The organism is Streptomyces sp. 63XJN7_1_ISO-PGPR-S23-121, assembly GCF_056173025.1.
Window position 1 is genome coordinate 2,771,302 of record NZ_CM149653.1, and the last position, 25,067, is coordinate 2,796,368.

Sequence of the window (25,067 nt, forward strand, 5' to 3'; positions counted from 1 at the left end):
TGCGGCGTGAGTGGTGCCTTGGCGCAGCTGTAAGCCGGTTCATGTACAACAAGCGCCCGGGGCACCGGCACCTCGACCCGGAGCCGGTGCCCCAGGTGCTGTCAGAAGTCGTCCAGCCCTTCCTCCCGGCGGATCATCCGCCAGGCCGCGCGGCGGGCGCTGCGGTCGAGGTTGGACTTGAAGTCCCGGTCCGTCCCGAAGTACCGCTTGCCGAGCGTATCGATCGTGGAGACATGATCCATCATGTTCTCCTCGAACTTCTTGTCGAAGACGACGCCGAAGTTCTCCTCGTCGTTGACGAGGGCGGCGGCTCGCACCTTCGGGTCCTTCTTCGTGGCAATGAAGGCCGGGAGGACGTCCTCCTCGGTGAACTCCGTGCCGAACTTCGCGTTGAACTTCTCGATCAGTTCGGACAGCAGTGACTTCTCCGCGTCCTTACCGCCGCCGACCCCGTCGCCGAAACCCCTGAGTTCGGCGGGGCCGTCAGACACGAGGGACTTGTCGTGCTCGCCGGTCTTCTCGACGCGCAGGTGGCTGAGATCGACCTCGCCTATGTCGACGCCACCGTCCGCGAGGCGGGGGAGTCGGTTGAGCAAATAACGCCCGTACAGGTACAGCCGCTCCAGGTCGGCGTCCTGGTAGGGGACGATCTGAGCCAGGAAGCCGTACTTGCGGACGTAGTCGTTGAGGTTCGTCCGGAACTCCTCGGCCGTCTCCACATCGTCCTCCTCCTCACTCTCCAGGAGGGCGCTGAAGCGGGTGACTGCGGGGGAGAGGAGCCGGTAGAGCTCCGCGTGCAGCTTCTCCCACTTGGCCTGGGAGCCGCCGGCCTTCTCCTGAGCCTCGAAGTACGCGGCGACGAACTCGTTCATGTCTTGCTCCGAGATGATCGGCGCGGACATGACGCGGCTCTGGGCTGTGTACAGGAGGTTCGGGTCGGAGGGCAGGGTGTGCGCCTCCTCGAAGTAGGGGCGGAACGCGTCCTGGATGTCCTCGGCCTCGTTGACAAAGTCGAGGACTGCGAGGTCGGCCTGCGACTTGCGGTCGGCGGTGCGGTTGAGGCGCGAGAGCGTCTGCACGGCGGCGATGCCCGTCAGCGTCTTGTTCACGTACATCGTCGTCAGCAGCGGCTGGTCGAAGCCGGTCTGGTACTTCTCGGCGACGACCAGGATCCGATACTCCTGCTGCCCCTTGCCGCCGGCCTTCGCGGCCTTGTCGTCGGCGCGAGTGTAGGCGAACGCCTTCGGCAGCGCGCTCTCCGGCAGACCGCCGTTCTCCTTGCTCTCGGTCGTCTCCTCGTTGTCGATGGTGAGAGATCCGGAGAAGGCGACCAGGACGCCGAGGTCCGGGTACTTGGTGTCGTACTCGCGGTCGGCGATGTAGCTCTTGATGGCGCGTGCCATCTGTACGGCTGAGTGACGGGATGCCGTGACCACCATGGCCTTGGCACGTCCGCCGAGCCGGCCGCGGGTGTGGGCGACGAAGTGTTCCACGATCACCTGGGCGTGCTGGGACACCGTGTGCTCGTGCATGAGCGCGAACCGGGCGAGCAGGCTGTTCGCCTTGGAGGGGTCGACCTCCTTCTCGTCGTGGTTGAGGTTCGCGAGCTTCCAGTAGGTGTTGTACGTGACGTAGTTGCGCAGGGGGTCGAGGATGAAGCCTTCCTCGATGGCCTGACGCATGGAGTAGGTGTGGAAGGGGCGGTAGACGGTCTTGCCGTTCTCCACCGCTTCCGTGCCGAAGAGTTCGAGGGTCTTGGCCTTCGGGGTGGCGGTGAAGGCGAAGTAGGAGAGGTTGGCGGCGTGCGAGCGCTCGACCGCCTTCGCCTTGAGCTCGTCCTCCACGGCGACCGTGGTCGCGCCCTCGTCGTCCGAGTCGGCGTCCAGACCGAGGTCCCGCAGGGCCGACTTCACGGCGGTGGCCGCGTCGCCGGACTGGGAGGAGTGCGCCTCGTCGACGATGATCGCGAAGCGGGTGCCCTTGATCTCGGTGGGGTTTCGCTTGATGTAGTCCAGCAGCGCCGGGAACGAGTGCAGGGTGACGGTGACGATCTTGCCGGTGTCTCGGGAGAGGGCACGGGCCAGCTGCTCGCTCTTCGCCCCGTGCTTCTCGTCGATCTTCACGACCAGGCCGTCGGTCTGCGAGAAGCTGCCGACGGTCGCCGAGAGCTGGGCGTCCAGCGCGCGGCGGTCGGTGATGACGATGACCTTGTCGAAGACGGGCTCGCCGGGCTTGATACGGCCGTCGGCGAGCGCGTCGGGTCGCAGGACGGCGGGGTCCGGGCGGGCGTGCAGATCACTGAGGCGGTGGGCCAGCCAGCCGATGGTGTTCGACTTGCCGGAGCCGGCGGAGGCCATGATCAAGTAGTTCTGGCCGGCGCCGTGGACGGACGCGTGCGCGGTGAGCTTGCGGACGACGTCCCACTGGTGGAAGCGGGGGAAGATCGTCGACTTGGTGGTGCCGCCGCCGGGCGTCTTCTCCTTCTGCTGGTGCACGAACCGCTGGAGGAGGTCGAGCCAGTTGTCCCGCTGCCAGACCTCTTCCCAGAGGTACGAGGTGGCGTACTTGCCGTGGGCGGTCGGGGCCGGGTTGCCGGCGCCACCGGGCTGACCGGGGCCGTTCGAACCGGTGTTGAACGGCAGGAAACGGGTGCTCTTCCCGCGGAGCTGCGTGGTGACGAAGACCAGGTCCGGGTCGACGGCGAAGTTGGCGATGACGCGGCGCGTGAAGATCAGCTCGGTTGGGTCGCGGTCGGTCCGGTACTGCTCCTTGGCCTGCTCGACGCCCTGACCGGTGAGCGGGTTCTTCAACTCGGCCGTGGTGACGGGGATGCCGTTGAGGAACAGGGTCAGGTCGAGGCGGTGGCCCCAGTCTGCCTGCTTGGTGGCGTAGGGGAGTTCACGGACGACGGTGAGGCGGTTGGCCCGGTAGCCGTCGAGGACCGAGTCCGCGGAGATGAGATGGGGCTTGAAGTAGGCGACGCGGAGCCGGACTCCGCGGTCCTTCACGCCGTTACGGAGGACGTGGAGCAGCCCGTCGTCGGCGATGGCCCGGTCAAGGCGTTGCGCGAACCCGCGCTGCGCCTCGTTGGGGTTGCCGCCGTAGACGGTGAGGAGTTCGTCCCACTCGTCGGGCTGGGTTGCGCCGATGAAGGTGAACAGCTCGTTGGTGTCCAGGCCGAGGTCGGCCTGGTAGTCCTCGGGGTTCGCCTCGCGCCAGCCGCGTTCGGCGAGGGCGGCGACGATGGCGGAACCGAAGGAGGACTCGTCGTGCGCGGGGCTCATGCGGTAGCTCCTTCGGTTACGTTGCGACCGCTGGCGGTGGAGACGTCGAACTGGCCGGTTACGGCGGCGGTGATGAGAGCTAGGCGGCGCTCGGCGAGAAGTTGCTCTTGCATGACAAGCTTGCCCTGGAGACGGTCGATTCTGCCGACGGCCTGGTCAAGCCGCGTCACCGTCTCTTCCTGTTCGCTTCTAGGAACAGAAGGAAGAGGGATCTGCTTCATCGCGCCCACATTGAAGTGCGCTTGGATGCTGCCGACAGCATGCTCGGATACCTGGGCGCGAGCATGCTCGGAGTTCAAGACGTATTCCAGGTACTTCGGGGCGACCTTGGGGCCAGGACGAACGATGATCAAATCGATACAGTTGGCTCCATCGAACTCCGGTGACACGACGGCTGCTGCGCCTGCCTGGCCTGTACGGACCACCACCACGTCACCCGCCTGGAGACGAGACTTGGCGTGTTCGGCATGACCTTGAGCGCTGATTTGCACCAGATCGCCGGAGTTGATGGCACCAGGTTTAACGTTGATGCCGCGCAATGCTGGAGTCCCTCCGGAGTCCACATACCATCTCGCCGGTGTGATGACGATGCCGACGGAGACGGCTTCGACCATGTACTTAAGAGGGATCAATGCGTGGGGACTTTTGTCACGTTCGAGGCCCAGCGTGGACTCGATGACACGCTCTCGCTTCAGGGCAAGGAGCTCGCGCATTTTCCGTCGCATGGCGGAGAGGGTGTCGATGCGGGCGGTCTCGGTGTCGAGGAAGTCGGCGGTGCGGCGTTGCTCCTCGGGGGAGGGGAGGTCGATCCGCAGGTTGCCGATCTCACCCGGGTTGATCGCTGGGTAACTTACTCCGGTCGACCTCGCTACCACGTGATCGATGAAGGACTGCGACTGACAGTGATAGGCAAGGAAGCGGGAGTCGACCTGAGGCCCTGCCTCCAGTACGGCGAACCCAGTGGAGAACACCAGGGGGTCAAGCGTCACCGGTACCCTCGCGATGGCGCGCAGATAGGTGCGTACTGTCGACACCACGACGGAACCCGCCGGAGCCAGCCGTCTTGCCCGGGAGGGTGCCTCCGAAAAGACGATCTCGTCGTCCGGGATCGTTACGTTCCCGAGAGAGTCCACGGCGGAGATATCGATGTACCGGAACCGGAAATCTGGGTCCGTGTCTTCAGGGAGAGTCTGCCGGTTGATGCGCGCGACGTCCTTGATACGGTACGAACTCACTCTGTAACCTCACTCAGCAGCGCCTGAATCTCCGCCTCTAGCGCCTTCAACTCCGTGTCGATCTCCGCCAACGGCCGCGGCGGCTCGTACACGTAGAAGTGCCGAGTGAACGGGATCTCGTACCCGACCTTCGTCTTACTGTGGTCGATCCACGCATCCGGCACATGCGGGTGGACCTCCCGCGCCAGGTATTCCTCGACGTTCTCGCCCAGCGGCACGTTCTCGTAGTCCCGCAGCTCAGCGTCCGGCTCAGGCTGCCCCTTGACGAGCTGCACCTCGCCCTCAGGGTCGCGTACCCCGACGACCTCCCGCAGCGCCTTGTTGAACGGCGCCCCCGTCGGCCACGTCCCGCCGGCCTGCACCACCGCGTCCTTCAGCGCGAGCCAAGCCTCCTGCTTCGTACCCCAACTCGTCCCCATCAGGGACTTGAAGGCGTCCGCCAAAACCTCAGCCTGCGGTAGCTTCTGGATGGCCTTGGACGCCTCCAGCGCTGCCAGCGTCTCCTCCGTCACCTCGAACCGCAGCTTCAGCGGGCGCTCGACCGTGATCCGCTGATACCCGAAGTCCTCGTTCCGGCAGACCTTCACCTTCCCGTGCAGCGGGTGCTCCGCGTCGCCCGCCACCGCCAGCGCCTCGCCATACAGCTTGACCACCGTGGCGATCTGCTCCTTGCCCAGCTCCTTGCGCTTGTCGCCCAGCGACTTGCGCATCTTCTGCCACTGGTCGCGGGCGTCCAACAGCACGACCTTGCCCTTGTGGTCCGGGCTCTTCCGGTTCGTCAGGATCCAGAAGTACGTGGAGATGCCGGTGTTGTAGAAGAGCTGGTCCGGCAGGGCGACGATGCCTTCCAGCCAGTCGTTCTCCAGGATCCAGCGGCGGATCTCCGACTCACCCGAGCCGGCCGCACCCGTGAACAGCGGCGAGCCGTTGAAGACGATCGCCAGGCGCGAACCGCCCCCGCCGTCCACGTCGACCGGCTTCATCTTCGAGATCATGTGCTGGAGGAACAGCAGCGAGCCGTCGTTGATACGCGGCAGGCCCGCGCCGAAGCGGCCCGCCTCGCCCAGCTTCTCGTGCTCGGCGGTGACCTCGTCCTTCACCTTCTTCCACTCCACGCCGAACGGCGGGTTGGCCAGCATGTAGTCGAAGGTCTTACGGGCGTGGCCGTCGTCCGAGAACGAGTTCCCGAAGCGGATGTTCTCCGGGTCCTGGCCCTTGATCATGAGGTCGGACCGGCAGATCGCCCACGACTCGGGGTTGAGCTCCTGGCCGAAGACCTCCACCGTGGCGTCCGGGTTCAGCTCCGTGATCAGGTCGTCCATCGCGGAGAGCATGCCGCCCGTGCCACAGGCCGGGTCGAGGACCGTACGCACCGCGCCCGGAAGCTGGAGCGCGTCGCCGTCCGGGGCGACGAGCAGCCGCACCATGAGCTGGATGACCTCGCGCGGGGTGAAGTGCTCACCGGCCGTCTCGTTGGACTGCTCCGCAAAGCGGCGGATCAGCTCCTCGAAGATGTAGCCCATGTTGTGGTTGGGCACGACCTCGGGACGCAGGTCTAGGTCGGTGAACTTGCCGATGACCTGGTAGAGCAGCCCCGCGCTGTCCAGCCGCTTGATCTGCTGGGCGAACTCGAAGCGGTCGAGGACACCGCGGGCGTTGTCGGAGAACGCGCCGACGTACACCGCGAGGTTCTTCGCCGCGTTCTGCGGGTCCGCGGCGATCTTCTTCAGGGTCAGGTTCGACCGGTTGTAGAAGGAGTGGCCCGAGGCCCGGCGCAGGAAGCGGTCCGGGTCGATGTCGCCGTCCTTGTACTGCTCCGCGATCTCGGCGACCTTCTCGCGGGTCGGTTCCAGCACACACTCCAGTCGCCGCAGCACCGTGAACGGCAGGATGACCTTGCCGTAGTCGGACTGCTTGTAGTCCCCCCGCAGGAGGTCGGCGACGGACCACGCGTGGTTCGCCAACTCCGTGTGCTTGCTGCTGTTCAAGACTTCTTCCGTTTCCCTTCCGGGGCTCATACGGATGACTGTGCGTGCGGGGGAGGGGATGGTGTGTCCTCGTCCGTCCGCATCCGGTGTGGGGGTGGTGCCGGAGCCTAGGCCGGCCGCGGCACCAGTTGCCCGCCCGTGAGCCCCCCGCTCACGAGCCGTGCCGTCTCCTCGGCCAAGTCCCTCGTGCGCCGCGCCTGTTCACGCAAAGCCTCCACGTGCCGGAAGGCCTCGCCGTACCGGCGCTGCTCCTCCAGGGGCAGCAACGGTACGCGCAGTCGGCCCGGCGTGAGGTGGAGTGTGGAACTGCCGGTCGAGGCGCCGGCCAGGTTGGCCTCGGCGCTGAGGAAGCCGAGGAGGAACCAGGGATCGAGTCGTGCCGGGTCCGGCCGGAACAGGTGGACGCCCGCCCCCAGCAGGGCGCCTGCCTCCGCCTCGCCCGCGACCCGGGCCACAGGACCCGTGCCGCCGACGAGGTTGCGGACCAGGACGTCGCCCTTGGCGATCTCCGGCATCTGCTCGGCCTGCACGTCCAACGCCTGCCCGGTCGGTCCAGATCCGCCGGCGATGTCACGGCCTGTCAGGACCGGGCGACGGTCCATGTCGTCGGCTCCCGCCTCCGTGTGCCCCGCCTCGGCGCCCGCTGCCCGCGGCGAGACCGGAACCGCGCGCAGCACCTTCAGCGCCCCGCCTCGGTCCAGGTCCGACACCGTGGCCGTGCGCCAGTCACGGGCCGAAGCCCCCGCCGCGTCCCACGCCGCCGTGCCGGCCAGCTCGGCCACCGTCCGCACCGCCGCCGCCAGACCTTCGCGGGCCGACGTGGCCTCGCGGGCCAGTTCCTGCGGGTCGATGTCGGCCTGGGAGGCCCGGACCTGACGCGCGGGCGTCACGTCGACCACTTCGTCGAGCAGGTCGACCACGCTCACCGCCCGCGCCACACCGGCCTGCGCCTCGAACCCGTCAGGGTCCTCGGCGTACGCCGTCCACGCGGTGAGAATCTGCTCCGTCACTCGCGCCCAGTCCACCGAACTCGAACGGGTACCGCTGCGTCCTGGCGCCGATGGTTCGTCGACGGTGTCGACGAAGAGGACCGTCTGGTACGCCGGCCGCGTGGGCTCCGGGCGTTGCAGTATCCACACCTGTAGGCCGATGTGGAGCGGGATCGCCGCTCCCGGCGGCAGGGCCGCCACCGCGCGCAGGGCGCCGCTGCGGATCAGCTCGGCGCGGATGCGGCGGCCGGAGGAACGGGACGCCGTCGCCGGAGGGAGGAGCAGCACGGCGTGGCCGCCCGGTTCGAGGTGCGCCAACGCATGCTGCACCCAGGCCAGTTCGGACTCGGCGCGGGGCGGGAAACCGTACGCCCAGCGGGAGTCGTAGGCCAGGTCGTCGTGGCCCCAGTCCCGGTCGCCGTAGGGCGGGTTGCACAGCACGGCGTCGACGGTGAGGTCGGGGAAGGCGTCGGCGCGCAGGCTGTCACCCGTGCGCACGGTCACGCCCGCGCCCTCCCCGGCCGTCAGGAGCAGGTCGACCGCCGCACGCCGTGCCTGGACGGGCAGGCTGTCCTGCCCGTACAGCTTGCGTGCGCCACGCGCGGCGGCAGCCGTCAGCAGGGTGCCGCTGCCGCAGGCGGGGTCGAGGACGCGGGCCGGGGAGCCAGGGACCAGGCGGGCCAGCAGGTCGGCGAGCGGGGCCGGGGTGCGGTACGCGCCGCTCGCGGCGCTGTCCTCCAGTTCCCGCTCCGCCAGGACACCCAGCGTCGTCTGCGCGCCCTCGTCACGGACGCAGAGAAGCAGGGCGCGCAGGACGGTGGTGTCGGCGGCGGTGAACCGGACGGGCTCGGTGTCCGGCACTACGTCCGCCACCCCGGCTGCCGCGTCGTTCGCCTGCTTCACCAGGTCGTCGTCGGGCAGTGCGAGCAGACCGGCGAGGTCGTCGGCGGGACGGCGGGCCGCTGCGAGGACCAGTACGAGCAGGTCGGACACACCCGCACCCCCCTGTTCTCGCAGACGCAGGGTCGTGCGCAGCTCCCCGCTGGGTGTGGCCGCCGTGTGCTGTCCGCGCGAGGCGAGCCAGGCGCGGACCTCCTCCAAGTCGTAGAGCGGACTGCTGTCCGTGCCGCCCGCAGGGGCGGGGAAGTCGTCGTGCCGACGGCGCCAGTTGCTGACGGTGGCGCGCGTGACGCCCGCGATGCGGGAGATCTCGGCGGCTGTCACCTGGGCTGATGGTGCAGAGGGCTGCGGCATGAGTGAGGTCCTGGCTCTGATGGTCGGCGTGGTCACACCATACAGCACGCGTCAACTCGCGCAAGTCGTTGGACAGTGCTTTCGCGTCTGTGCTTACATGGTTCTGCTTCCGTCGGTAGGCAGCACTCTACGGCGTGGGGCGACAGTTCCATGGCCACAGCCATGCCTCAACGCGCTCCGAACACTCGGAGCACTCACAGCCCTCAGCTGCCCGTCCCGCGCCGTCCGGCGGGTGGTCGGGGCCACGAGGGGTTCGAGGCGGGGCGACGGCCCATCGACCAACCCAGGGGGGACCCATGCGTCTGACCATGCCGACCGGTACGCCGGAAGGAATCCCGCTCACCGTCATGACGTTCCGCGAGGACGCGGTCATCGGCACCATGTCCCTCGCGGCGCTGGTGCGGCTCGTGCCGTCGCCGCGTCAGGAGGAAGACCCGCGCGCCCTGAAGACCGCGTCCGGGCACGACCGGCGCCGCGCCGAACTGCGCGCCACCGTGCAGCGGACGCTGAAGTCCCAGAAGGGCAAGAACATCCCGGACTACGCCGAGTACATCGCCGCCGGCGTTCTCGGCAAGCACGGCTCCGCGTGGTCCACGCCCCCGATCACGCTCTGGCACGCGGGCGAGGTCGCCGCGATGAGCGACGAACTGGTCGCGGGATCCGGTCTGCGGACGCTGACCGTCGCCCCGGACGCCATGGTGATCGCCATCGACGGTGAGACCCAGACCACTGCCTGGCACGACATCTACCGGGACCCGGAGTCCTTCGGCCTCACCTACACCGAGCTCGGCCGACGGGTGCGCATCCCCTTCGAGCTCTACCTCGGCATCTCCCCGGCCGACGCCCGCCAGATCTTCTACGACCGCAACGTCAAGGGCGTCGACGTCGCCAAGAACCTGGCCATGTCCATGGACCAGCGCGACCTGGCCACCCGCCTCGCCTACACGGTCGGCGAGAAGCTCGAGGTCGAGTCCGACGGGCAGCGGATGCCGTTCGCCAAGCTGGTCAACGCGGGCAAGCGGCAGCTCACCAAGACCGACAAGGAGGTGGTGACGCTGTCCGCGCTGCGGGCGCTGATCGTCACCACCGTCTTCGGTGCCAAGGGTGTGCAGTATTCGGCGGCCAACGTCAACGAGGGTGACCTGCCTTCCCACACCGACGCCGATGAGGTGACGACGGTGGTCGTCCGTCTCGTGTCCCGGCTCATTGAGGACCGTTTTCCGGACTTCGCCCGACGCAGCGCGATCACGGCCCCGGCCGTGATGGCGGGCCTGGGCTTCCTGCTGCACCGCGCGACCCCGTGGTGCGCCCCTCACGACGCGATGAGCTACGACACGGTGGAGCGCCTGCTGGCCGACGTCCGCTGGGAGCGCGAGCCCGTCTACTGGGACGGCGTCTGCGCCAGCGTGGGCGCCACCGGGCGTCTCAACTTCAGCGGCGGTGTGAAGGACTCCGCCGGCCGTGTCGCGGGCGCGCTCCTCGACCCGCACAGCGAGCTGGGCCGAAGGATCCGAGGGATGCGGAGCTGAACAGGCCCGCGGCGCGGATCCCCTGACGCCGAGACCTTCCCGGCCGAACCCTCCTCCCCGGACGGGGCTCCGCCCGCGGGCACGGCCCCCGACTCCCGCACCCGGCACGCGAGGCGACCGGAGTGCGATGCCGCACCCGGAGTCGGCTCGGTCCGGCCGGCCGGCCCCGGGCGCGGCGCTGCAGCTCCGCTTCCGTCGGCATGCGCACCCCTCCTCCCACCACCCGTCAGTCCCCTTCCCTCCCCACCCGTACAAGGAACGGACACATGAGCTACCCGAACACCTCCGGCACGCCCTCCTCTCCCTCCTCTCCCTCCGCTTCGTCCTCGCGTGAGGTCTCCGCCGCGTCCACGGGCACGCCGGAGACGACGTCGCAGATGCCCCCCGCTTCCGCGCGGCCGTCGGTCGGGAGGAAGCCGTCGTGGCGCGGACCGCGAGTCACCCACGGTGCCTCGACGCTCCCCGCGGCGCCCCCGGCCCGCCCGCGCGGGATCGTCCTCGCCGCGGCCGCGGCCGTCGTGGGCTGCTCCCTGAGCGCCTGCTCCGCCACCGGCGGCACCCAGACGGACACCGCTCCGTCGGCGGCCACCGTCAGCGCCTCGCAGGACACCCCGAGCGCCGAGGGCGCGCAGGACACCCAGGGCGACTCCGACAGTGACACCTTCACCGTCGCGCTGGACAAGACCGCCACGTGGAACAACGGCGTCGAGGCGCACCTGAGCGGCTTCGGCCGAGGCACCTCCGGCGAGTACGCCAGCCCGTCCGGCAAGGCCTACCTGGCCTTCTCCGTCACCCTGCAGAACGGCTCCAAGTCCACGATCGACCTGACCATGGTCAGCCTGTCCTGCCCGGACGGCGCTGAGGAGGTCTTCGACACGGACGCGGGTTTCAGCGGCACGCCGGACACGCACCTGCTGCCGGGCAAGTCGCAGACCTGGAAGGCGGCCTGCGTGTTCCCCAAGACGGCCACGAGCGCCCAGATCGAGATCACGCCGGCCGACAGCTCCGGCTCCGGCTGGTACCGCACGGCCATCTTCACCGGCCAGGTGCAGTAGCCCGGACCGCGGACGGGACCCCGCCGGGTGCCGTCGTCGTCCCCGCACGGCGGCGGGACCACGCCTCCCCCGGCATCGGGTGCATCCCGATGCCGGGCCCACGGGCCCGTCCTTTCCTCACCCGCATGCGCAAACCCCGGCCGGCAACTGCCTTATCGAATCAACGGATTCAGAGAGGAGGCGCAGGCGCGGAAGCAGCCGGGGGCCGTCCGCCCAAGACCTCCGTCAACCCTTATGCCGTCATCGTCAAGTACTGCTCCTACTGTGAAGCCTTCGACCGAAACCTCTACACCCGGGCATGGATAAAGAAGAGCCTCAACGAGAGCGGGACGGTCTGAAAGGGCCGCGCGCTCCTCCGCAGGGAGGCTTTGGTTGTAGGGTAAATCAATTGGTGCTTCCGGTGATCGCGGTGGGGGTGTGATCGCTTTGAATGCATCACCCTTGGTGAAGTCATGGCCATGTCTTCCTGGTGGTCGTACGCACTGCAAGGGACGCTCGTGGAATCGGTGGGGGATAAGTGGGACGTCTCTGTGTGTTACACGCCGTCTGGTTGCGCCGGACAATGTGGGTAAGGGGCCGCGCCCAAGCGGACGTTCGATGACGATCCGTCGTCAAGGGCGGTTCCGGGGTGACGCGGAAGACTGTTCCGTGCCGGGGATTTCACGAACAGGGCATCGGAACCTCTCTTTTGGGGACAGAGTGGATCATTCTTACCAGGTGTGGCAGGAAGTGCTGGCCGAGGAGTTCTTCGGACGGCAGCACGCCGGCCACCCGACGCTGTTCTACGTCGACGACGACGTGGAGCAGGAACTCAGGCACGGATACGGCATCGAGGAATCCCTCGCCCAGTGTGTGAGCGGGTTCCTGCGGCTGGGGACCGCGGAACCGTACAGCGCGCTGGAGGACTACCGCTGGCGCAGGCGGCAGCAGGACAAGGACGGCGTGCCCGCCTTCCTGCCGCTGCTGGCTTGCTCGGTGATGGCCGCGTCCCGGATGGTGAACGACCGGAACCACCGGGCCACCGCCTACCACGCCCGCTTCTCCGAGCTGCTGACCGGCGACGAGAAGCGACTTGGCAGCCACCACTACGAGCCCGTCTCCCGCATGTGGCAGGTGCTGGCCTCCTGGCAGCACAGCCAGAAGGGTGCACGCGGCCTGTGCACCCTTCCCGCCCCCGCCGACCTGCCCTCCAACCGCAGCATGATCGGGTTCGCCCAGTCCCAGGCGCTCCTCAGCGGCGCTGACCGGTCCTTCCTGCCCAAGTTCTTCCGGTCGCTGCGGGAACACGGCACTACCTGGCCGCTGCCGGGGGAGACGCTGCTCGCCCAGATCGAGATCCGGGGCATGGAACGGTATTTCTCCAAGAACTTCCACAACGCCCTGCAGGAGGAGGAGTTCCGACCTTTCCTCGCCAAGCTGATCGGCAACTACGCCGCCTCCTGGGACGGTTCGGACGAGCTGGTGCCCACCGGTGTCACCCGGGCCGAGCTCTTGGTGCGGCTGGACGCGGGGCGTCTCGGCTGGGTGGCGCGCCTGCGGTCCGCGGAGCGGAAGGAGCGCGTCGAGCTCAGGGGCGGCGTCGTCCTCGAGCAGCTCGGCGACACCGCCTACTACGAGGTGACGGGCCTGCCCGCCCCGAGCGCGGACACCCTCACCCGGGGCATCCGCCGCGACGGGGACGGCCTGGTGCTCAGCCGCCCCGCCTCCTCCGTCCTGATGCTCGCACGGGACGACGTGCTCGGCGTCTGGGCCGCCACCGACGGCTTCCGCCCGGGAGAGGCACACGTGGTGCTCGCCGCCCCGACCGCGCAGCGGGACGTGCAGCGGCTGCTGGATAAGGCCGCGACCACCGGCCGGAGCGCCGACACCGGCAAGCTGGCCTGGGTGCCGCAGGGCTGGTCCCTGCACAAGCCCGTCACCTTCGACGACGCGGTCACCCTGCGCCGGGCCCTGAAGGAGGTCCAGGGCGCGGTCGGTCTCCTGCAGCCCCCGGCCCAGTTCAAGCTCCGCCTCGAAGGCGGACTGAAGCTCGCGCCCTCGCTCGACCCTCACCTGTACCTGCGGGGAGGCGAGCCCCAGGTGGTCCTCCCGGACGCCATGGAGGGCACGGTCACCCTCATGGTCGACGGGAGGGAGCGGCCCGAGCTCAGGAAGGCGATCGCCGCGGGCCGCCCCGTCCCCCTGGCCGTGCTCCGGCTGGAGCCCGGCCGCCACACGGTGAGCTGCGCGGGCGCGGAGATCGGCTTCGCCACCGCGGACCAGGCCGTCGTCGAGCCGAAGGTGACCAGGGTCTGCGGCTTCACCGTCGTGGACGGCAAGGCCTCCCCGTCGCCCTCCCTCCTCGACGAGCAGACCCTGCCGACCGGCATCACCGGCGCCGACTGCACGAGCGCCACCACGCAGGACGCGGCGGCCGTCATGGAGCTGTGCCGCCGGGACGCGGACGAGGTGCTGTTCGCGGCGGCCGACGGACGGCTGTGGACGCTTCAGGCACCGGAGCAACCGGACTGGTGGACGGAACGCCTCCCCGACACCCCCGCCCCGCTCCGCTTCGAGGCCGGCTTCCACGGCATCGGCGGCTGGCTCCTGGAACGCCGGAGCGGACGCTGGAAGGGCCGCCCGGTGAACCCCGGAACGCCGGAACCGAAGAGCACCGGCAACCCGCGGGCCTGGGCCCGCGCCGTCCTCAACGCCCAGCAGGCGTCCGTCGAGCCCTCATGGGCCGCGTACGTGCAGGCGGCGAAGGAGCTGGATCGATGACAGGAACGACGAGCAGCACCGAGTTCGGCGGGATCCTCCTGCGCTGGCTGAGCGAGAGCCGCAGCGGCAGGGCGTCCGCACTGCGCGACGGTGTCCGCGGCCAGGCCCGGGCATGGGGACTGGAGCTGAAGGAGTACGCCGACTGGGACTGGACGCGCAAGGCCGCCGCCCTCGGCTTCATCGACGTGGACCTGCGCGCCGACCGCTGGTCGGTGGCCCCGCCGGTGCTGACCCGGCTGCCCCACGCCGACGGCCTCGCGCTGCTGACCGGCGCGCGCACCGCGCGGATCGGCGCGCGCGTCGAGGAGGCGGCGCAGGAGTGGATGGAGCTGATCACCGTCCCCCACCGGCCGGAGGCCGGAGAGGCGCCGCTGCCCGACACCCTCCTGCTCCAGTACGAGGACCCGCGGACCCTACAGGAAGCCGCGGAGTTCCTCGGGGTCCGCCACGTGCCCTGCGCCGCCCTGCAGTTGGCGGAGCTGCTTGCGCAGGCGGCGCCGGGCCCCGAGTCCGCACCGCCCGGCGGGAGCACCGCCGCCACGCTGGAGAAGTACGACCCGCGCCTCCAGCGGTTCGTCCCCGTGGCGAGGGACGAGGAGGACGGCCTGTACCGGTGGCGCGGAGCCGACTACGCACGGCTGACCCGCGTCCGTCGTGACGGTGTCTTCCGCGCGGTGGACCGTGAGACGGGCGTCTACCTGGAGCTCGCCCGCCACCGCACCGGCGCGATGCGCTGGCGGCCGGAGTCCGGCGAGGGCCGGGCCGGCATCGGCCGGCTCTTCGTCGACCGGTACGCGCCCCTGCCCGCCCTGCACGAACGCGCGGCCGTCCTGTGCAGCGGCTTCCCGCCCTCGGTGGGCAAGCAGGCGCGGACCCGCGCCTACGACAACGTGCCGAGGGCGCTCGCCGAGGCGATCGCGGCCTCGCTGCGGCAGAACCTGGAGACCATGCCGCGACCGGTGGCGGCCACCGGCGGGAGGACCGAGTGAGCGTGGAACAGCAGACGGCGGCGACGGACACCGACGTCCAGGACGTCATGGGCACGTTCGACGACCTGCGCAGCGCGCTCTTCCGTTACTACGACACCCCGTTCAGCGTCGACGACCGTTCCGTCATGGAGGAACGGCGCAACCTCCTGGACCGGGACAACGGCGCCTGGCGCGATCCGCTGATCGAACTGCGCCCGCAGTACGCCTCCCGGGGCGTCGGCATCGCGGAGTCCTTCGCCGAGGCGGGGGCGCACCCCGACGCGGCCGAGTTCGCCCGCTTCACCCTCCCCGACGGCGTGACCAGCCTCTACCAGCACCAGCACGACGCCCTGGTCGCCGCCTGCGAGGGCAAGGACTTCGTGGTCACCGCGGGCACCGGTTCCGGCAAGACGGAGTCCTTCCTGCTGCCGGTCCTCGCCGACCTGGTCGCCGAGTCCGCCCACTGGCAGGGAACCCGTGCCGTGCAGCGGGAATGGTGGCAGCAGGACGGCGAGCACGTGCCCAGCCGGCAGGGCGAGCACGGGCACCCCGCCGCCGTGCGCGTACTGATCCTCTACCCCACCAACGCCCTCGCCGACGACCAGCTGGTCCGGCTCCGGAAGTCGCTGGACAGCCGCGAGGCCCACGCCTGGCTGGACCGCAAGCGCAACGGACACCGCTTCTACTTCGGCCGCTACACCGGAGCCACCCCCGTCTCCGGCGGCCGCGACTCCGAGCCGGCGAACTTCCGTTTGAGGCAGTACCTGCGGGAGCTCCAGGAGCGGCAGCGCAAGGCCGACGAGAAGCTCGACGAGGAGCTGCGGCCCTTCGTCCCGCGCCTCGGCGGAGCGGAGATCCACGCCCGCTGGGACATGCAGGCCGCGCCGCCGGACATCATGATCACCAACTACTCGATGCTGAACATCATGCTGCTCCGCAAGCAGGAGGAGCACATCTTCAGCGCCACGAGGAAGTGGCTGGAGGAGACCCCCGGCGCCCGCCTCACCCTGATCCTCGACGAGCTCCACATGTACCGCGGCACGGCCGGCACCGAGGTGGCCTACCTGCTGCGCAACCTCCGTCACCGCCTCGGCCTCGACGAGAGCCCCGAGAAGCTGCGGGTGCTCGCCGCCTCCGCCTCCCTGGAGGCCGGCCGGGACGACGACTTCCTCGACGGGTTCTTCGCCCTGCCCGGCTCCCGGCGTGTGATCATCCCCGGAAGGACGAAGGAGATCCACGGCGGGGGCGGCCTGGCCGCCCACACCGAACGCCTCGCGCGGGCCGCGAAGGTCCCCGTCACCCAGGACGAGGCCGTCGCCCTGGCCCGGGAGACCGGCATCGGCCCGGCGCTCCAGCACGCCCTCACCCCCGGCGGCAGGTCCCGCGCCCTGCCCGCCCCCGAACTGGCGAAGAACCTCTTCCCGGACACCCCCGAGGACCAGCGCCGGAACGCCCTCCACGGTGTCCTGCGCGTGCTCGGCTCCGCCCAGGACCCCGAACTTCCCCAGCTCCGCGCCCACTTCTTCTTTCGGAACATCGAGGGCGTCTGGGCCTGCTCCGATCCGAACTGTCCCCACATCCCCGTGGAGCACGACACCGAACGCCGGGTCGGCCGACTCTTCGCCGAGCCCACCTCCCGCTGCACCTGCGGCGCCCGCGTGCTGGAACTCCTCTCCTGCCAGGCCTGCGGGGATCTCATGCTCGGCGGCTACGCCAGCCCCAAGGACACCCGGCGGCGAAAGTTCACCGGTGCCCTCCACACCGACTTCCCGGACATGGACCTGCTCCCCGACGAGGCGAGCGGCGCACCCACCGCGGCGAACTACGTCGTGTACTGGCCGCGCACCAAAGGCCTCGGCCTCGACGACCCCGACTGGCACGCGGGCCTGTCCGACGGCGGACCGCAGGTCGAGTTCGCGTTCCGCCGCAGCGCCTACCAGCCCGCCACCGGCCGGCTGGAGAACCGGGACGTCCAGCACACCGGATGGTCGTTCCACATCTCCGTGCCCCTGGACAAGGAGGGCAAGAAGCCCGCCTATGACCCGGCCCGGCTCCAGGCCTTCCCCACCCGCTGCCCCGCCTGCGGCGACGACTGGGAGATCAAGTACGACAAGGACGGCCGTTTCGTCCCGCTGGAATCCCCCGACCGGCTGCGCAACGCGCCGGTCCGGCGGATGCGCACCGGTTTCTACAAGATCAACCAGGTGCTGGTGACCGAGGCTCTCGGCCACCTTCCCGACGGACGGCGCAAGGCGATCGCCTTCTCCGACAGCCGTGACGACGCCTCCGAGCTCGCCAGCGGTCTCGCCCTCCGCCACTACCAGGACCTTCTCCGCCTGCTCAGCGCCCAAGCCGTCGAGAGCCAGGGGGATCCGTTCGGAGACCTCCAGCTGGTAAAGGCCCACTACGCCGGGGAAGCCGTCGACCGTGCCGGTGCCCGTTCCGCCATGGAACGGCTGCGCGACCGCAACCCGGCGGACTGGGGGCGCCTGAAGGCGATCCTTGCCGACGACCTCGACGCGGAACCGGAACTCCTGCCCGACCTGGAGCGGAAGTTCTCCGAACTGCCCTCCCTGGACGACCTCGCCTCCGACCTCGAAGGCATGCTGCTGGCGTACGGCACCAACCCCGCCGGTCCCGCCGCCTCGCTCCAGCAGACCTCGGCCGGACAGCCCTGGACCGCGCTCTACAACTGGGAGCGGGACCGGGAAGCGGTGGTGGAGACCCAGGCACAGGAGGAACTGCTCGACCGCCTCCGCTTCCGCCTCCGTCTCGAGACCGTCGGAAGCCTCTTCTCGGGCGGCGGCCGTGACTTCGAATCGCTCGGACTCGGCTGGCTCTGCCTGCGCGACGACCGCTCGACCCTGGACATCGGCCCGGACAGCGATCAGGCCGTGGCGCGTGCCAGTCTGCGGATCCTCGGCCTGATGCGGCGCTTCACCCGGATACGCGCCTCCCTGCAGAGGCCGCCCGCGCCTCTGAAGCGTTTCTGGAAGCAGGTCGCCGAACGGCAGGGCACCGATCTGGAGACGGTCACGGACCGGGTGCTCGGCGTCTGGAAGGACGCCGTGGTCGACTACGTCATCAAGCCGGAGAAGGTGGCGCTCCGCCCCGGCGAGAACAGGACCTGGACCTGTCGGTCCTGCCACCGGCCGCACCTCCACCCGGGTGCGGGACTGTGCACCAAGTGCCTGACCCCGCTGCCCGCCGTGCCCCAGCAGTACAGCGGAGTCCTCGAGGACGACTACTACGCCTGGAAGGCCGCCCACCGCACCGGTGACTTCCCCCTGCGCACCGCGGAGCTGACCGGCCAGACGGACCGGCTGGAGGCCCAGCGCCGGCAGGGACTCTTCCAGGACGTCTTCCTCGGCGACGACGACGTCCCGCAGGCGGACGGCCTGGAACTGCTCTCCGTGACCACGACCATGGAGGCCGGGGTCGACATCGGTCCCCTCAACACCGTGATCATGGCCAACATGCCGCCCACCCGCTTCAACTACCAGCAGCGGGTGGGACGCGCGGGACGGCGCAACAGCCCGGTCGCCGTGGCCCTCACCGTCTGCCGCGGCCGCAGTCACGACGAGCACTACTTCGCCCGCCCGGAGGCCATCACCAACGACCCGACCCCACCGCCCTACCTGGTCCTCGGCATGGTCTCCGTCTTCCGGCGGGTCCTGCTGGGAGAGGTCCTGCGCCAGGCCTTCTAGCCCCTGCAGCCGCAGGACCGCCGGAAGGGGCCGGACATGACGAGCAACGTCCACGGACAGTTCGGCCTCGCCGCCGACTGGCCGACGCACCGCGGCGCCGTCCGCCGCTGGATCGCCGAGCACCCGGACCGCGTCAGGGCCGCTGCCGCCGCCCTCCGGGCCGGAACACCGGAGGGCACCACCGCCATCGACCCGGTGGCCGCCGTCGCCGAACTCCTCGGCCAGGTCGACGAGGTGGCAGCCAGGCCGGTCGGCCACTCCGACCTCAGCCAGCGCCTGGCGGAAGCGGGTCTTCTGCCCATGTTCGGCTTCCCGACCCGCTCCCGCCTCCTCTACCGGAGCATCCCGAAGAAGACCTTCCCCTGGCCGCCGGCCGACTCCGTCAACCGCGACCTGGCCGTCGCCCTCAGCAAGTTCGCACCGGGCAGCGAAACCCCGCAGGACGGCCGTCTGCTCCGCTCCAGCGGAGTGGTCTCCCTCGTCCCGAGCGGTCGAGGAGTGCAGGCCGCGGAGGAGCCGTTCGGACCGGAACAGCTGGTCGCCATGTGCCGGATCTGCTCCCACGTGGACCCGCAGGCCGTCGTCGACCCGGAAAGCGGGGACGCCGGCACCTGCCCCGCCTGTGGAGCGGAGAGCAAGTACTACAGGGCCGTCCCCTTCCGGGAGCCCGCGGGCTTCCGGGCCGCCCGCGAAGCACGGGACTACGACGGCTACCGGGAGCTCGGCTCCAACGCCACCAGCGCACGGACCGCCACCGACCTGGAGAAGACCGCCCCGCGCATCCACCGCGCCGCCGACGACTGGATGGTCGTCCACACCGGCAGCGGCGACCGCTACATCGTCAACACCAACGCCGGAAAGCTCTTCCGGTTCGTCAAGAACACCGGCCCGTGGCGCGGATACCTCGCCCTGGACAATCCCAGGGCGGAAGCCGACCTGGAGATCGCCCTCGGCGCCACCCAGCACACCGACATGCTCTTCATCGGAGCCAAGGACGCCCTCGACACGGGCCGGGGCCTGCGCTTCGACATCTCGAAGTCCCAGCAGACCGACGGCTTCCCCGAGGCCTATCACGGCCGGCGCGCCGCCTGGTACTCGCTGGCGGCCCTGCTGCGCCGTGCCGCCGCCCCGCACCTGGACGTGCAGCCGGAGGAACTCCTCAGCGGCATCCACGGCTCGGACGCCCCGGTGGCGGCCCCCGTCATGGCCTACCTGGCGGACAGCCTCGACAACGGCGCGGGCTTCAGCACCCACCTCGGTTCGGAGGAAAACATCGAGGAGTTCCTCCAGGCGGTCGACCGCTACGTGCACGACCTGGAGGCCGACCAGCACGCGCGGAACTGCCGCAGCTCCTGCTACGCCTGTCTGCGCGACTACTCCAACATGCGCCTCCACCCGCTGTACGACTGGAGGCTCGCCCGCGACCTGACCGACGCCCTGCGCGGCCGGACCCTGCGGATCGACCCGGACGAGCACGCCGTACTACTGAGGGGCTGGGCGGACGAGGAGCCCGACGTCAGCCTGAAGGAGACCGCCGCCGGCCCGGTGGCGCTCTTCACCTCGGACTTCACCGGCGAGCCCGTCGCGGTCGCCGTCAAGCATCCGCTGGAGTCCGCCACCGAGGAGTGCGGGAACGAACGGCTCCGGGCCCTGCGCCACGAGGTCCGTGCCGGAGGCCTCGCCGACAGGATCGCCTTCGCCGACTCCTACAGCCTGGACCGGACCCCTGCCGCGGTGATCGAGCAGGTGCACACCTTCGCGGAGGAACTCTGATGACGACAGGAACCTCGCCGGGAGGGGGCCAGGACGAGCAGGCCCGCCTGGAGGAGCTGCGGCAGCGCGAGATCGCCCGCCGCCTCGCCCTCCGCCAGGCCCGCGCCCAGGGCCGGACCGTCGGGGAAGCCCCGAGGGTCGCGGAAGCCGCCGGCAGCCCCGCTCCGGTCGTTCCGCAGCAGAAGCGGCCGGAACCGGTCATGCTCCAGCCGGTTCCCGAAGGGTTCGCAGACCGGGAGACCTGGGAGAAGGCCCGCTCCTTCGCCGAACTCATGCTGCCCGACACGCTGAAGACGGAAGCCGGAACGCTCTCCGCACAGAAGCTGACGCAGGCCGTGGCCGACGCGGCGTCCCGGCAGAACGACCCGGTCGAGGGCGTCTCCCTGCTCGTCATGGCACAGGACCACGGGCTGAACGTCCTCAACGGCCGGCTCGACGACCGCGCCCGCGCCCTGCTGCAGGACAAGCCGCTGCCGCTCCTGGGGGAGCCGGGCAGCATGTGGCAGGTCTACCAGGACGACCGTCGCCTGATGGAGACCAACCTGCCGGCCCCTCGGCAGAGGGCGCTCCTGGCCAGACTTCCCCGGCCGCTCCTCGACGACTACATCGACGAGGAGTGGATCGGCGCGGTCCCCGAGCGCGACGGCACCTCCCGTGCCGCCTACTTCCGCGCCCGTCTGGACCCGGTGTCCCTCACCGACGAGGAGATGGACCTGCTGGCCTGGCCCCTGGAACGGGAGCGCCGGGAGGCCGGCCCGGGAACCGAACCCGGCCGTGACTGGCCGCAGGACTGGCGTCTGCTGGTGAGGCTGCAGGCCGGCGACGCCAAGGCCGTCGCCGAGGAGTGGACCGACCTCCTGCCACCGACGCGGAAGTTCCTCGACGCCCTGTGCGAGGTGCGGCGGACCGGAGAGGTCCCGGACGACCTCGTCGCCGACGAGCGGCTGTGGGTCCTCCTGGAGCGGGTCCACCCCGGTGTGCGCAGCGCGGGCAACAAGAGGTTCAACGGCTGGATCGGCGTACGGACCCTGATCAGGGCCGTGCGGCAGATGCACCGTGCCCTTCTCCGCGGTGACGACGAGACGGCGGAGCAGCGGAAGAGGACTGCGCTCACCGTGGCCGAGAGGCTCCGGCACCACGCGCAGCCGGTGCGTTGGGAGGCCCAGAACGTCCAGGCCTACCTGCGCGCCGGCCAGGAAGCGGCGGAGTCCCTCAGACTCCTGGAGCAGGACGCCGAAGGCCGCCCCCCGGTGCGGGACCAGCTCGGCGGAGGCGCCGTGGCCGCGTTGCGGAAGAACCGGAGCTTCCTGGAGGACCGGCCCCACGGAGAACGCGACCAGCCGCTCAACCCCTACCTGGTCCTCGGTGTGCCCGACGGGGCGGGCGACTGGAAGAAGGCCTGGCGAGCCCTGAGGAAGGAGCTCGACGACAGCGGCTGCGTCCGGATCAACCGCGCCAAGGACATGATCGAGAAGGCCGAACGGGAGCAGCGGGAAGTACCCCGGTTCGCCGTCCCGCTCGCCCCGAACCGCTGGGAGGACCCCGCCGGTACGAGCCACCGGCTGGAACTCCCGCCCGAGCCCCTGCAGCGGCTCACCGAGCCGCCCACGGACAGCGACCGCGCGTGGTCCCGCACCGAGGCGGCCCGAGAAATAATCACCAGGGCGACAGAACGCCTTTCCCCGGCTGCCGAAGACACCGCAGCCCTTGAAGACCCAGAGAGCAGCACATCGTGAGCAGCAAAGCCGGCAAAGGCGACAGTGGTTCCGGTCCCCGTGACGGATCCCGGCAGAGTCAGGGACGCGGGCCGAACAACGGAAGCGTGCGCAATCGTGGAGAGCGCAGGGCGGCCGAGGCTGCTCCCTGGCGATTCACCGAGAGCCACTTGCCCGAGTTCGTCCCGGGGACCCTGGACGCCGCCGCGATCCTGAAGTCGGTCAACGACACGCTCCTGCCGGTGGTGGAGAGGGAGTTGGAGGAGGTGACGGAGAAACTGGGCGCAGTTCTGGCCGGCAAGGAGACCGAGGCCGACCTGGTCTCCGCCCTCCGGGTCGAGCTGATGCGCCGAGTGCTTCCCCAGTTCGCAGAAGCGGTACGCAAGGGTGTGCTGGAGAGTATCCGCACACGCCAGATGCACCTGGCCCAGCTGGCTGTCCTGCACCGGCAGGCGCTGGAAGCGAAGAAGTTGACGACAGTGGTGACCCGCCTCGACCACGAGGTGGCGAAGGCCGGCCTGCAGATCGTCGGCTACGCCAGCGATCAGTCGCTGTTCAACGTCGTGGAGGACCAGCCCGGCGTGATGCAGGAAGGCCCGGTCACCTTTGAACTCGTCGCGCCGGCCTACGTCGACAAGGAGTCCGGGAAGCTCGTCGAACGCGGCTGGCTGCGTGCCGTCGCCGGGCAGGAAGCTCCGGTGCCGGGAGCCGTTGATCCCCGTGCCGCAACAGGCGTGGAGGACCCGGCTCCGGCGCCGACCTACAGGCAGACGCTGCGTGCTGCGGTGAGCAAGCGACTTGGCATGACGCAAAGGGGAACGCGATGACCTTCGGTATCGACTTCGGCACCAGCAACTCCGTGGTGGCGCACTGGAACGGGCACACCACCGAGGTGCTGCCGATCGACGGCGACAACGTGCCCGCCCAGTGGCGGATGTCGGAGTTCGAGCAGCTCTTCCCCTCCGTGCTGTCCGTCCGCGACCTCCAGCGCACCCTCTGCTTCGGCTGGGAGGCGAAGACCGGCACCAGCGAGCCGCTCGACGCCGTGAAGCGCATGCTTGGCACCCGCTCCGGTGCCGAGCAGGACGGCGACGTCGACGGCCTCGAGGTCGCCGCCCAGCTCGAGGAGCACCACGCCTGGGTCGGCTCGGAGAAGTTCCACAGCACGGTCGCGGCCGCCTCCCTCTTCAGCCGGATGAAGGAAGGCGTATCCGCCCAGCTGCTCGACCTCTCCAACGCGGTCGTCACCGTCCCCGCCAAGGCCACGGGCGGCGCCCGCTACCGCACCCGCGCCGCGGCGGCGCTCGGCGGGGTGAAGGTCCGGGCCCTGCTCAACGAGCCCACCGCGGCTGCGATCTCGTACGCCCACGACGTCCCGATCCCCGGCCGTTTCCTCGTCTTCGACTGGGGCGGCGGCACCATCGACGTCACCGTCCTGGAATACGACGACGGCCTCTTCGAGGAGCAGACCTCCCGCGGCATCACCGCCCTCGGTGGTCTGGAATTCGACAACGCGCTGGCCCAGCTGATCCAGCAGAAGATCGGGCTGACCGCGGACCGGCTCACCAAGGCCGAACGACGCCGGTGGCGCCGGTCGGTCGAGCTGACGAAGATCGCGCTGTCGTCCGTGCCGATGGACGGCGCACTCTACTTCGACCTCCCGGTCGGCCTCGCCCCCTCGGTCTCGAAGCGTGAGGTCAGGATCACCGCGGCCGAGTACACCGAGGCGATCACTCCACTCATCACCCGCGCCCTGCAGGCGGTCCAGCAGGCTCTGGAAGACCTGGCCATCACCCCGGACGACATCGACTCCGTCCTGATGATCGGCGGCACCTCGCAGATCCCCCAGGTGCGTCACGCCCTGGGCGAGCTCCTCGGCCACGACCGCATCGTCGACAGCGGCCTGTGCCGGCCCATGACCGCTGTCGCCCGGGGCGCGGCCATCTATGCGGCCTCCCTCGACGGTGAACTCGGTGACGACAGCGACTTCTCACTGGTGACCAGCTACGACCTGGGCACGGCCGTGAGCGCGGGCGAGCAGAAGGGCTTCCGCGCCATCATCCGACGCAATGCCACGCTCCCCGCGGAGGGTTCGGCCACCTTCTACCCGGACACGCCGGGTGCTTCCTTCGTGCGGGTGCCGGTGATCGAGGGCGAGGTCGGTTACCCGGCAGACAGCGACCGTGCGTTCCCCCTGGCCAACATCGAAGTGAATCTCCCGATCCGGGAACAGGACATCCACCGGAACAAGATCGAGATCAAGTTCCGGTACAACGAGAGCGGCATCCTGCGCTTCACTGCCACGCATGCGGCCACCGGTAAGCAGCTCGCAGAGCGCGAAATCGACTCCTTCGGTCCCGACGGCACCCCACTGCAGCACGGCCTCGACGATGAATTGACCCGTCTCCTGGCCCACACCGGCCGTCCGTTCGCCGACGGGTCCTCCAACGTCCGACACCTCTCGGCAGCTGAAACAGCCAACGTCCGCCCCGCACCGATTGGCATGTCCTTGCGTGTGGTAGAGGCCGACCCCGCAGTAACGGTCAACGGTGAGTCGCAGGGAGTGGTCACGGAGGGACTTTGATCAGCCGCTGGACTCGGTGGGGCAATCCCCGGGTGCGTCATAGCTCGCTCCACTGCGGCAAGTAGACAGGCGGCTGATGGAGATCCGGTCACCGTGCCTGAGGATGCGGTCGGCGGTGACCTTGCCGCCCGACGCGGCCGGGCTTCGGCCTCACCCTGGGGAAGACGGGCGCGGTTGCGTGGTGGCTCAGGGGGCGTGGATCAAGCCCGGTCTTATTGCATATGAT

At 69.7% G+C, this 25,067-nt stretch carries 13 protein-coding genes; 9 read left to right on the forward strand and 4 right to left on the reverse strand.

The features are described 5' to 3' along the window. Positions 1–101 precede the first annotated feature (101 nt). The 4 genes from AC0VYN_RS12035 to AC0VYN_RS12050 all read right to left on the reverse strand — a co-directional run bounded on the left by AC0VYN_RS12035 (position 102) and on the right by AC0VYN_RS12050 (position 8,720). Positions 102–3,284: a type I restriction endonuclease subunit R gene (locus AC0VYN_RS12035; RefSeq protein WP_475535962.1), complete on the reverse strand. Its 3,183-nt coding sequence runs from the start codon at positions 3,282–3,284 to the stop codon at positions 102–104. Further along, positions 3,281–4,519, reverse strand: coding sequence for a restriction endonuclease subunit S (locus AC0VYN_RS12040; RefSeq protein ID WP_475535963.1), 1,239 nt, complete (start codon positions 4,517–4,519; stop codon positions 3,281–3,283). The genes AC0VYN_RS12035 and AC0VYN_RS12040 overlap by 4 nt, the downstream gene beginning before the upstream one ends. Then, positions 4,516–6,507, reverse strand: a complete 1,992-nt coding sequence (locus tag AC0VYN_RS12045) for a type I restriction-modification system subunit M (RefSeq protein WP_475535964.1) — start codon at positions 6,505–6,507, stop codon at positions 4,516–4,518. Before AC0VYN_RS12045 ends, AC0VYN_RS12040 begins: the two co-directional genes overlap by 4 nt. A 107-nt stretch (positions 6,508–6,614) precedes the next feature. Continuing rightward, a complete protein-coding gene (locus AC0VYN_RS12050) occupies positions 6,615–8,720 on the reverse strand; it encodes an N-6 DNA methylase (protein WP_475535965.1) in 2,106 nt (701 codons plus the stop codon). Positions 8,721–9,046: 326 nt separating this feature from the next. Between AC0VYN_RS12050 and AC0VYN_RS12055 the strand changes: the two genes are divergently transcribed. From AC0VYN_RS12055 to AC0VYN_RS12095, 9 genes are all read left to right on the forward strand, one after another. Continuing rightward, on the forward strand, positions 9,047–10,279 hold the full coding sequence (locus AC0VYN_RS12055; protein ID WP_475535966.1) for a DNA sulfur modification protein DndB: 1,233 nt from the start codon (positions 9,047–9,049) through the stop codon (positions 10,277–10,279). 266 nt (positions 10,280–10,545) lie between these two features. Further along, positions 10,546–11,334 (forward strand): DUF4352 domain-containing protein, encoded by a 789-nt coding sequence (locus AC0VYN_RS12060; protein ID WP_475535967.1) that lies wholly within the window; start codon positions 10,546–10,548, stop codon positions 11,332–11,334. Positions 11,335–12,051: 717 nt separating this feature from the next. After that, complete coding sequence (locus tag AC0VYN_RS12065; RefSeq protein WP_475535968.1) at positions 12,052–14,094, forward strand: hypothetical protein; 2,043 nt, start codon at positions 12,052–12,054, stop codon at positions 14,092–14,094. After that, positions 14,091–15,083, forward strand: a complete 993-nt coding sequence (locus tag AC0VYN_RS12070; RefSeq protein WP_475535969.1) for a hypothetical protein — start codon at positions 14,091–14,093, stop codon at positions 15,081–15,083. The genes AC0VYN_RS12065 and AC0VYN_RS12070 overlap by 4 nt, the downstream gene beginning before the upstream one ends. 2 nt (positions 15,084–15,085) lie before the next feature. Then, positions 15,086–18,769, forward strand: coding sequence for a DEAD/DEAH box helicase (locus tag AC0VYN_RS12075; RefSeq protein WP_475535970.1), 3,684 nt, complete (start codon positions 15,086–15,088; stop codon positions 18,767–18,769). A 36-nt stretch (positions 18,770–18,805) separates the two neighbouring features. Then, positions 18,806–20,542 carry a hypothetical protein gene (locus AC0VYN_RS12080; protein WP_475535971.1) on the forward strand — a complete coding sequence of 579 codons (1,737 nt, stop codon included), beginning with the start codon at positions 18,806–18,808 and terminating at the stop codon, positions 20,540–20,542. Further along, positions 20,542–22,278: a hypothetical protein gene (locus tag AC0VYN_RS12085; protein ID WP_475535972.1), complete on the forward strand. Its 1,737-nt coding sequence runs from the start codon at positions 20,542–20,544 to the stop codon at positions 22,276–22,278. Before AC0VYN_RS12080 ends, AC0VYN_RS12085 begins: the two co-directional genes overlap by 1 nt. Then, the gene (locus AC0VYN_RS12090) at positions 22,275–23,084 is read left to right on the forward strand and encodes a hypothetical protein (protein WP_475535973.1); all 810 of its coding nucleotides are present in this window, start codon (positions 22,275–22,277) and stop codon (positions 23,082–23,084) included. Before AC0VYN_RS12085 ends, AC0VYN_RS12090 begins: the two co-directional genes overlap by 4 nt. Further along, on the forward strand, positions 23,081–24,841 hold the full coding sequence (locus AC0VYN_RS12095) for an Hsp70 family protein (RefSeq protein WP_475535974.1): 1,761 nt from the start codon (positions 23,081–23,083) through the stop codon (positions 24,839–24,841). Before AC0VYN_RS12090 ends, AC0VYN_RS12095 begins: the two co-directional genes overlap by 4 nt. The last annotated feature ends 226 nt before the right edge of the window (positions 24,842–25,067 follow it).

Coding starts and splice junctions, on each gene's coding strand:
- AC0VYN_RS12070 (WP_475535969.1), top strand. CDS start 14,091: ATGACAGGAACGACGAGCAGCACCGAGTTCGGCGGGATCCTCCTGCGC.
- AC0VYN_RS12095 (WP_475535974.1), top strand. CDS start 23,081: ATGACCTTCGGTATCGACTTCGGCACCAGCAACTCCGTGGTGGCGCAC.
- AC0VYN_RS12080 (WP_475535971.1), top strand. CDS start 18,806: ATGACGAGCAACGTCCACGGACAGTTCGGCCTCGCCGCCGACTGGCCG.
- AC0VYN_RS12035 (WP_475535962.1), bottom strand. CDS start 3,284: ATGAGCCCCGCGCACGACGAGTCCTCCTTCGGTTCCGCCATCGTCGCC.
- AC0VYN_RS12085 (WP_475535972.1), top strand. CDS start 20,542: ATGACGACAGGAACCTCGCCGGGAGGGGGCCAGGACGAGCAGGCCCGC.
- AC0VYN_RS12055 (WP_475535966.1), top strand. CDS start 9,047: ATGCGTCTGACCATGCCGACCGGTACGCCGGAAGGAATCCCGCTCACC.
- AC0VYN_RS12060 (WP_475535967.1), top strand. CDS start 10,546: ATGAGCTACCCGAACACCTCCGGCACGCCCTCCTCTCCCTCCTCTCCC.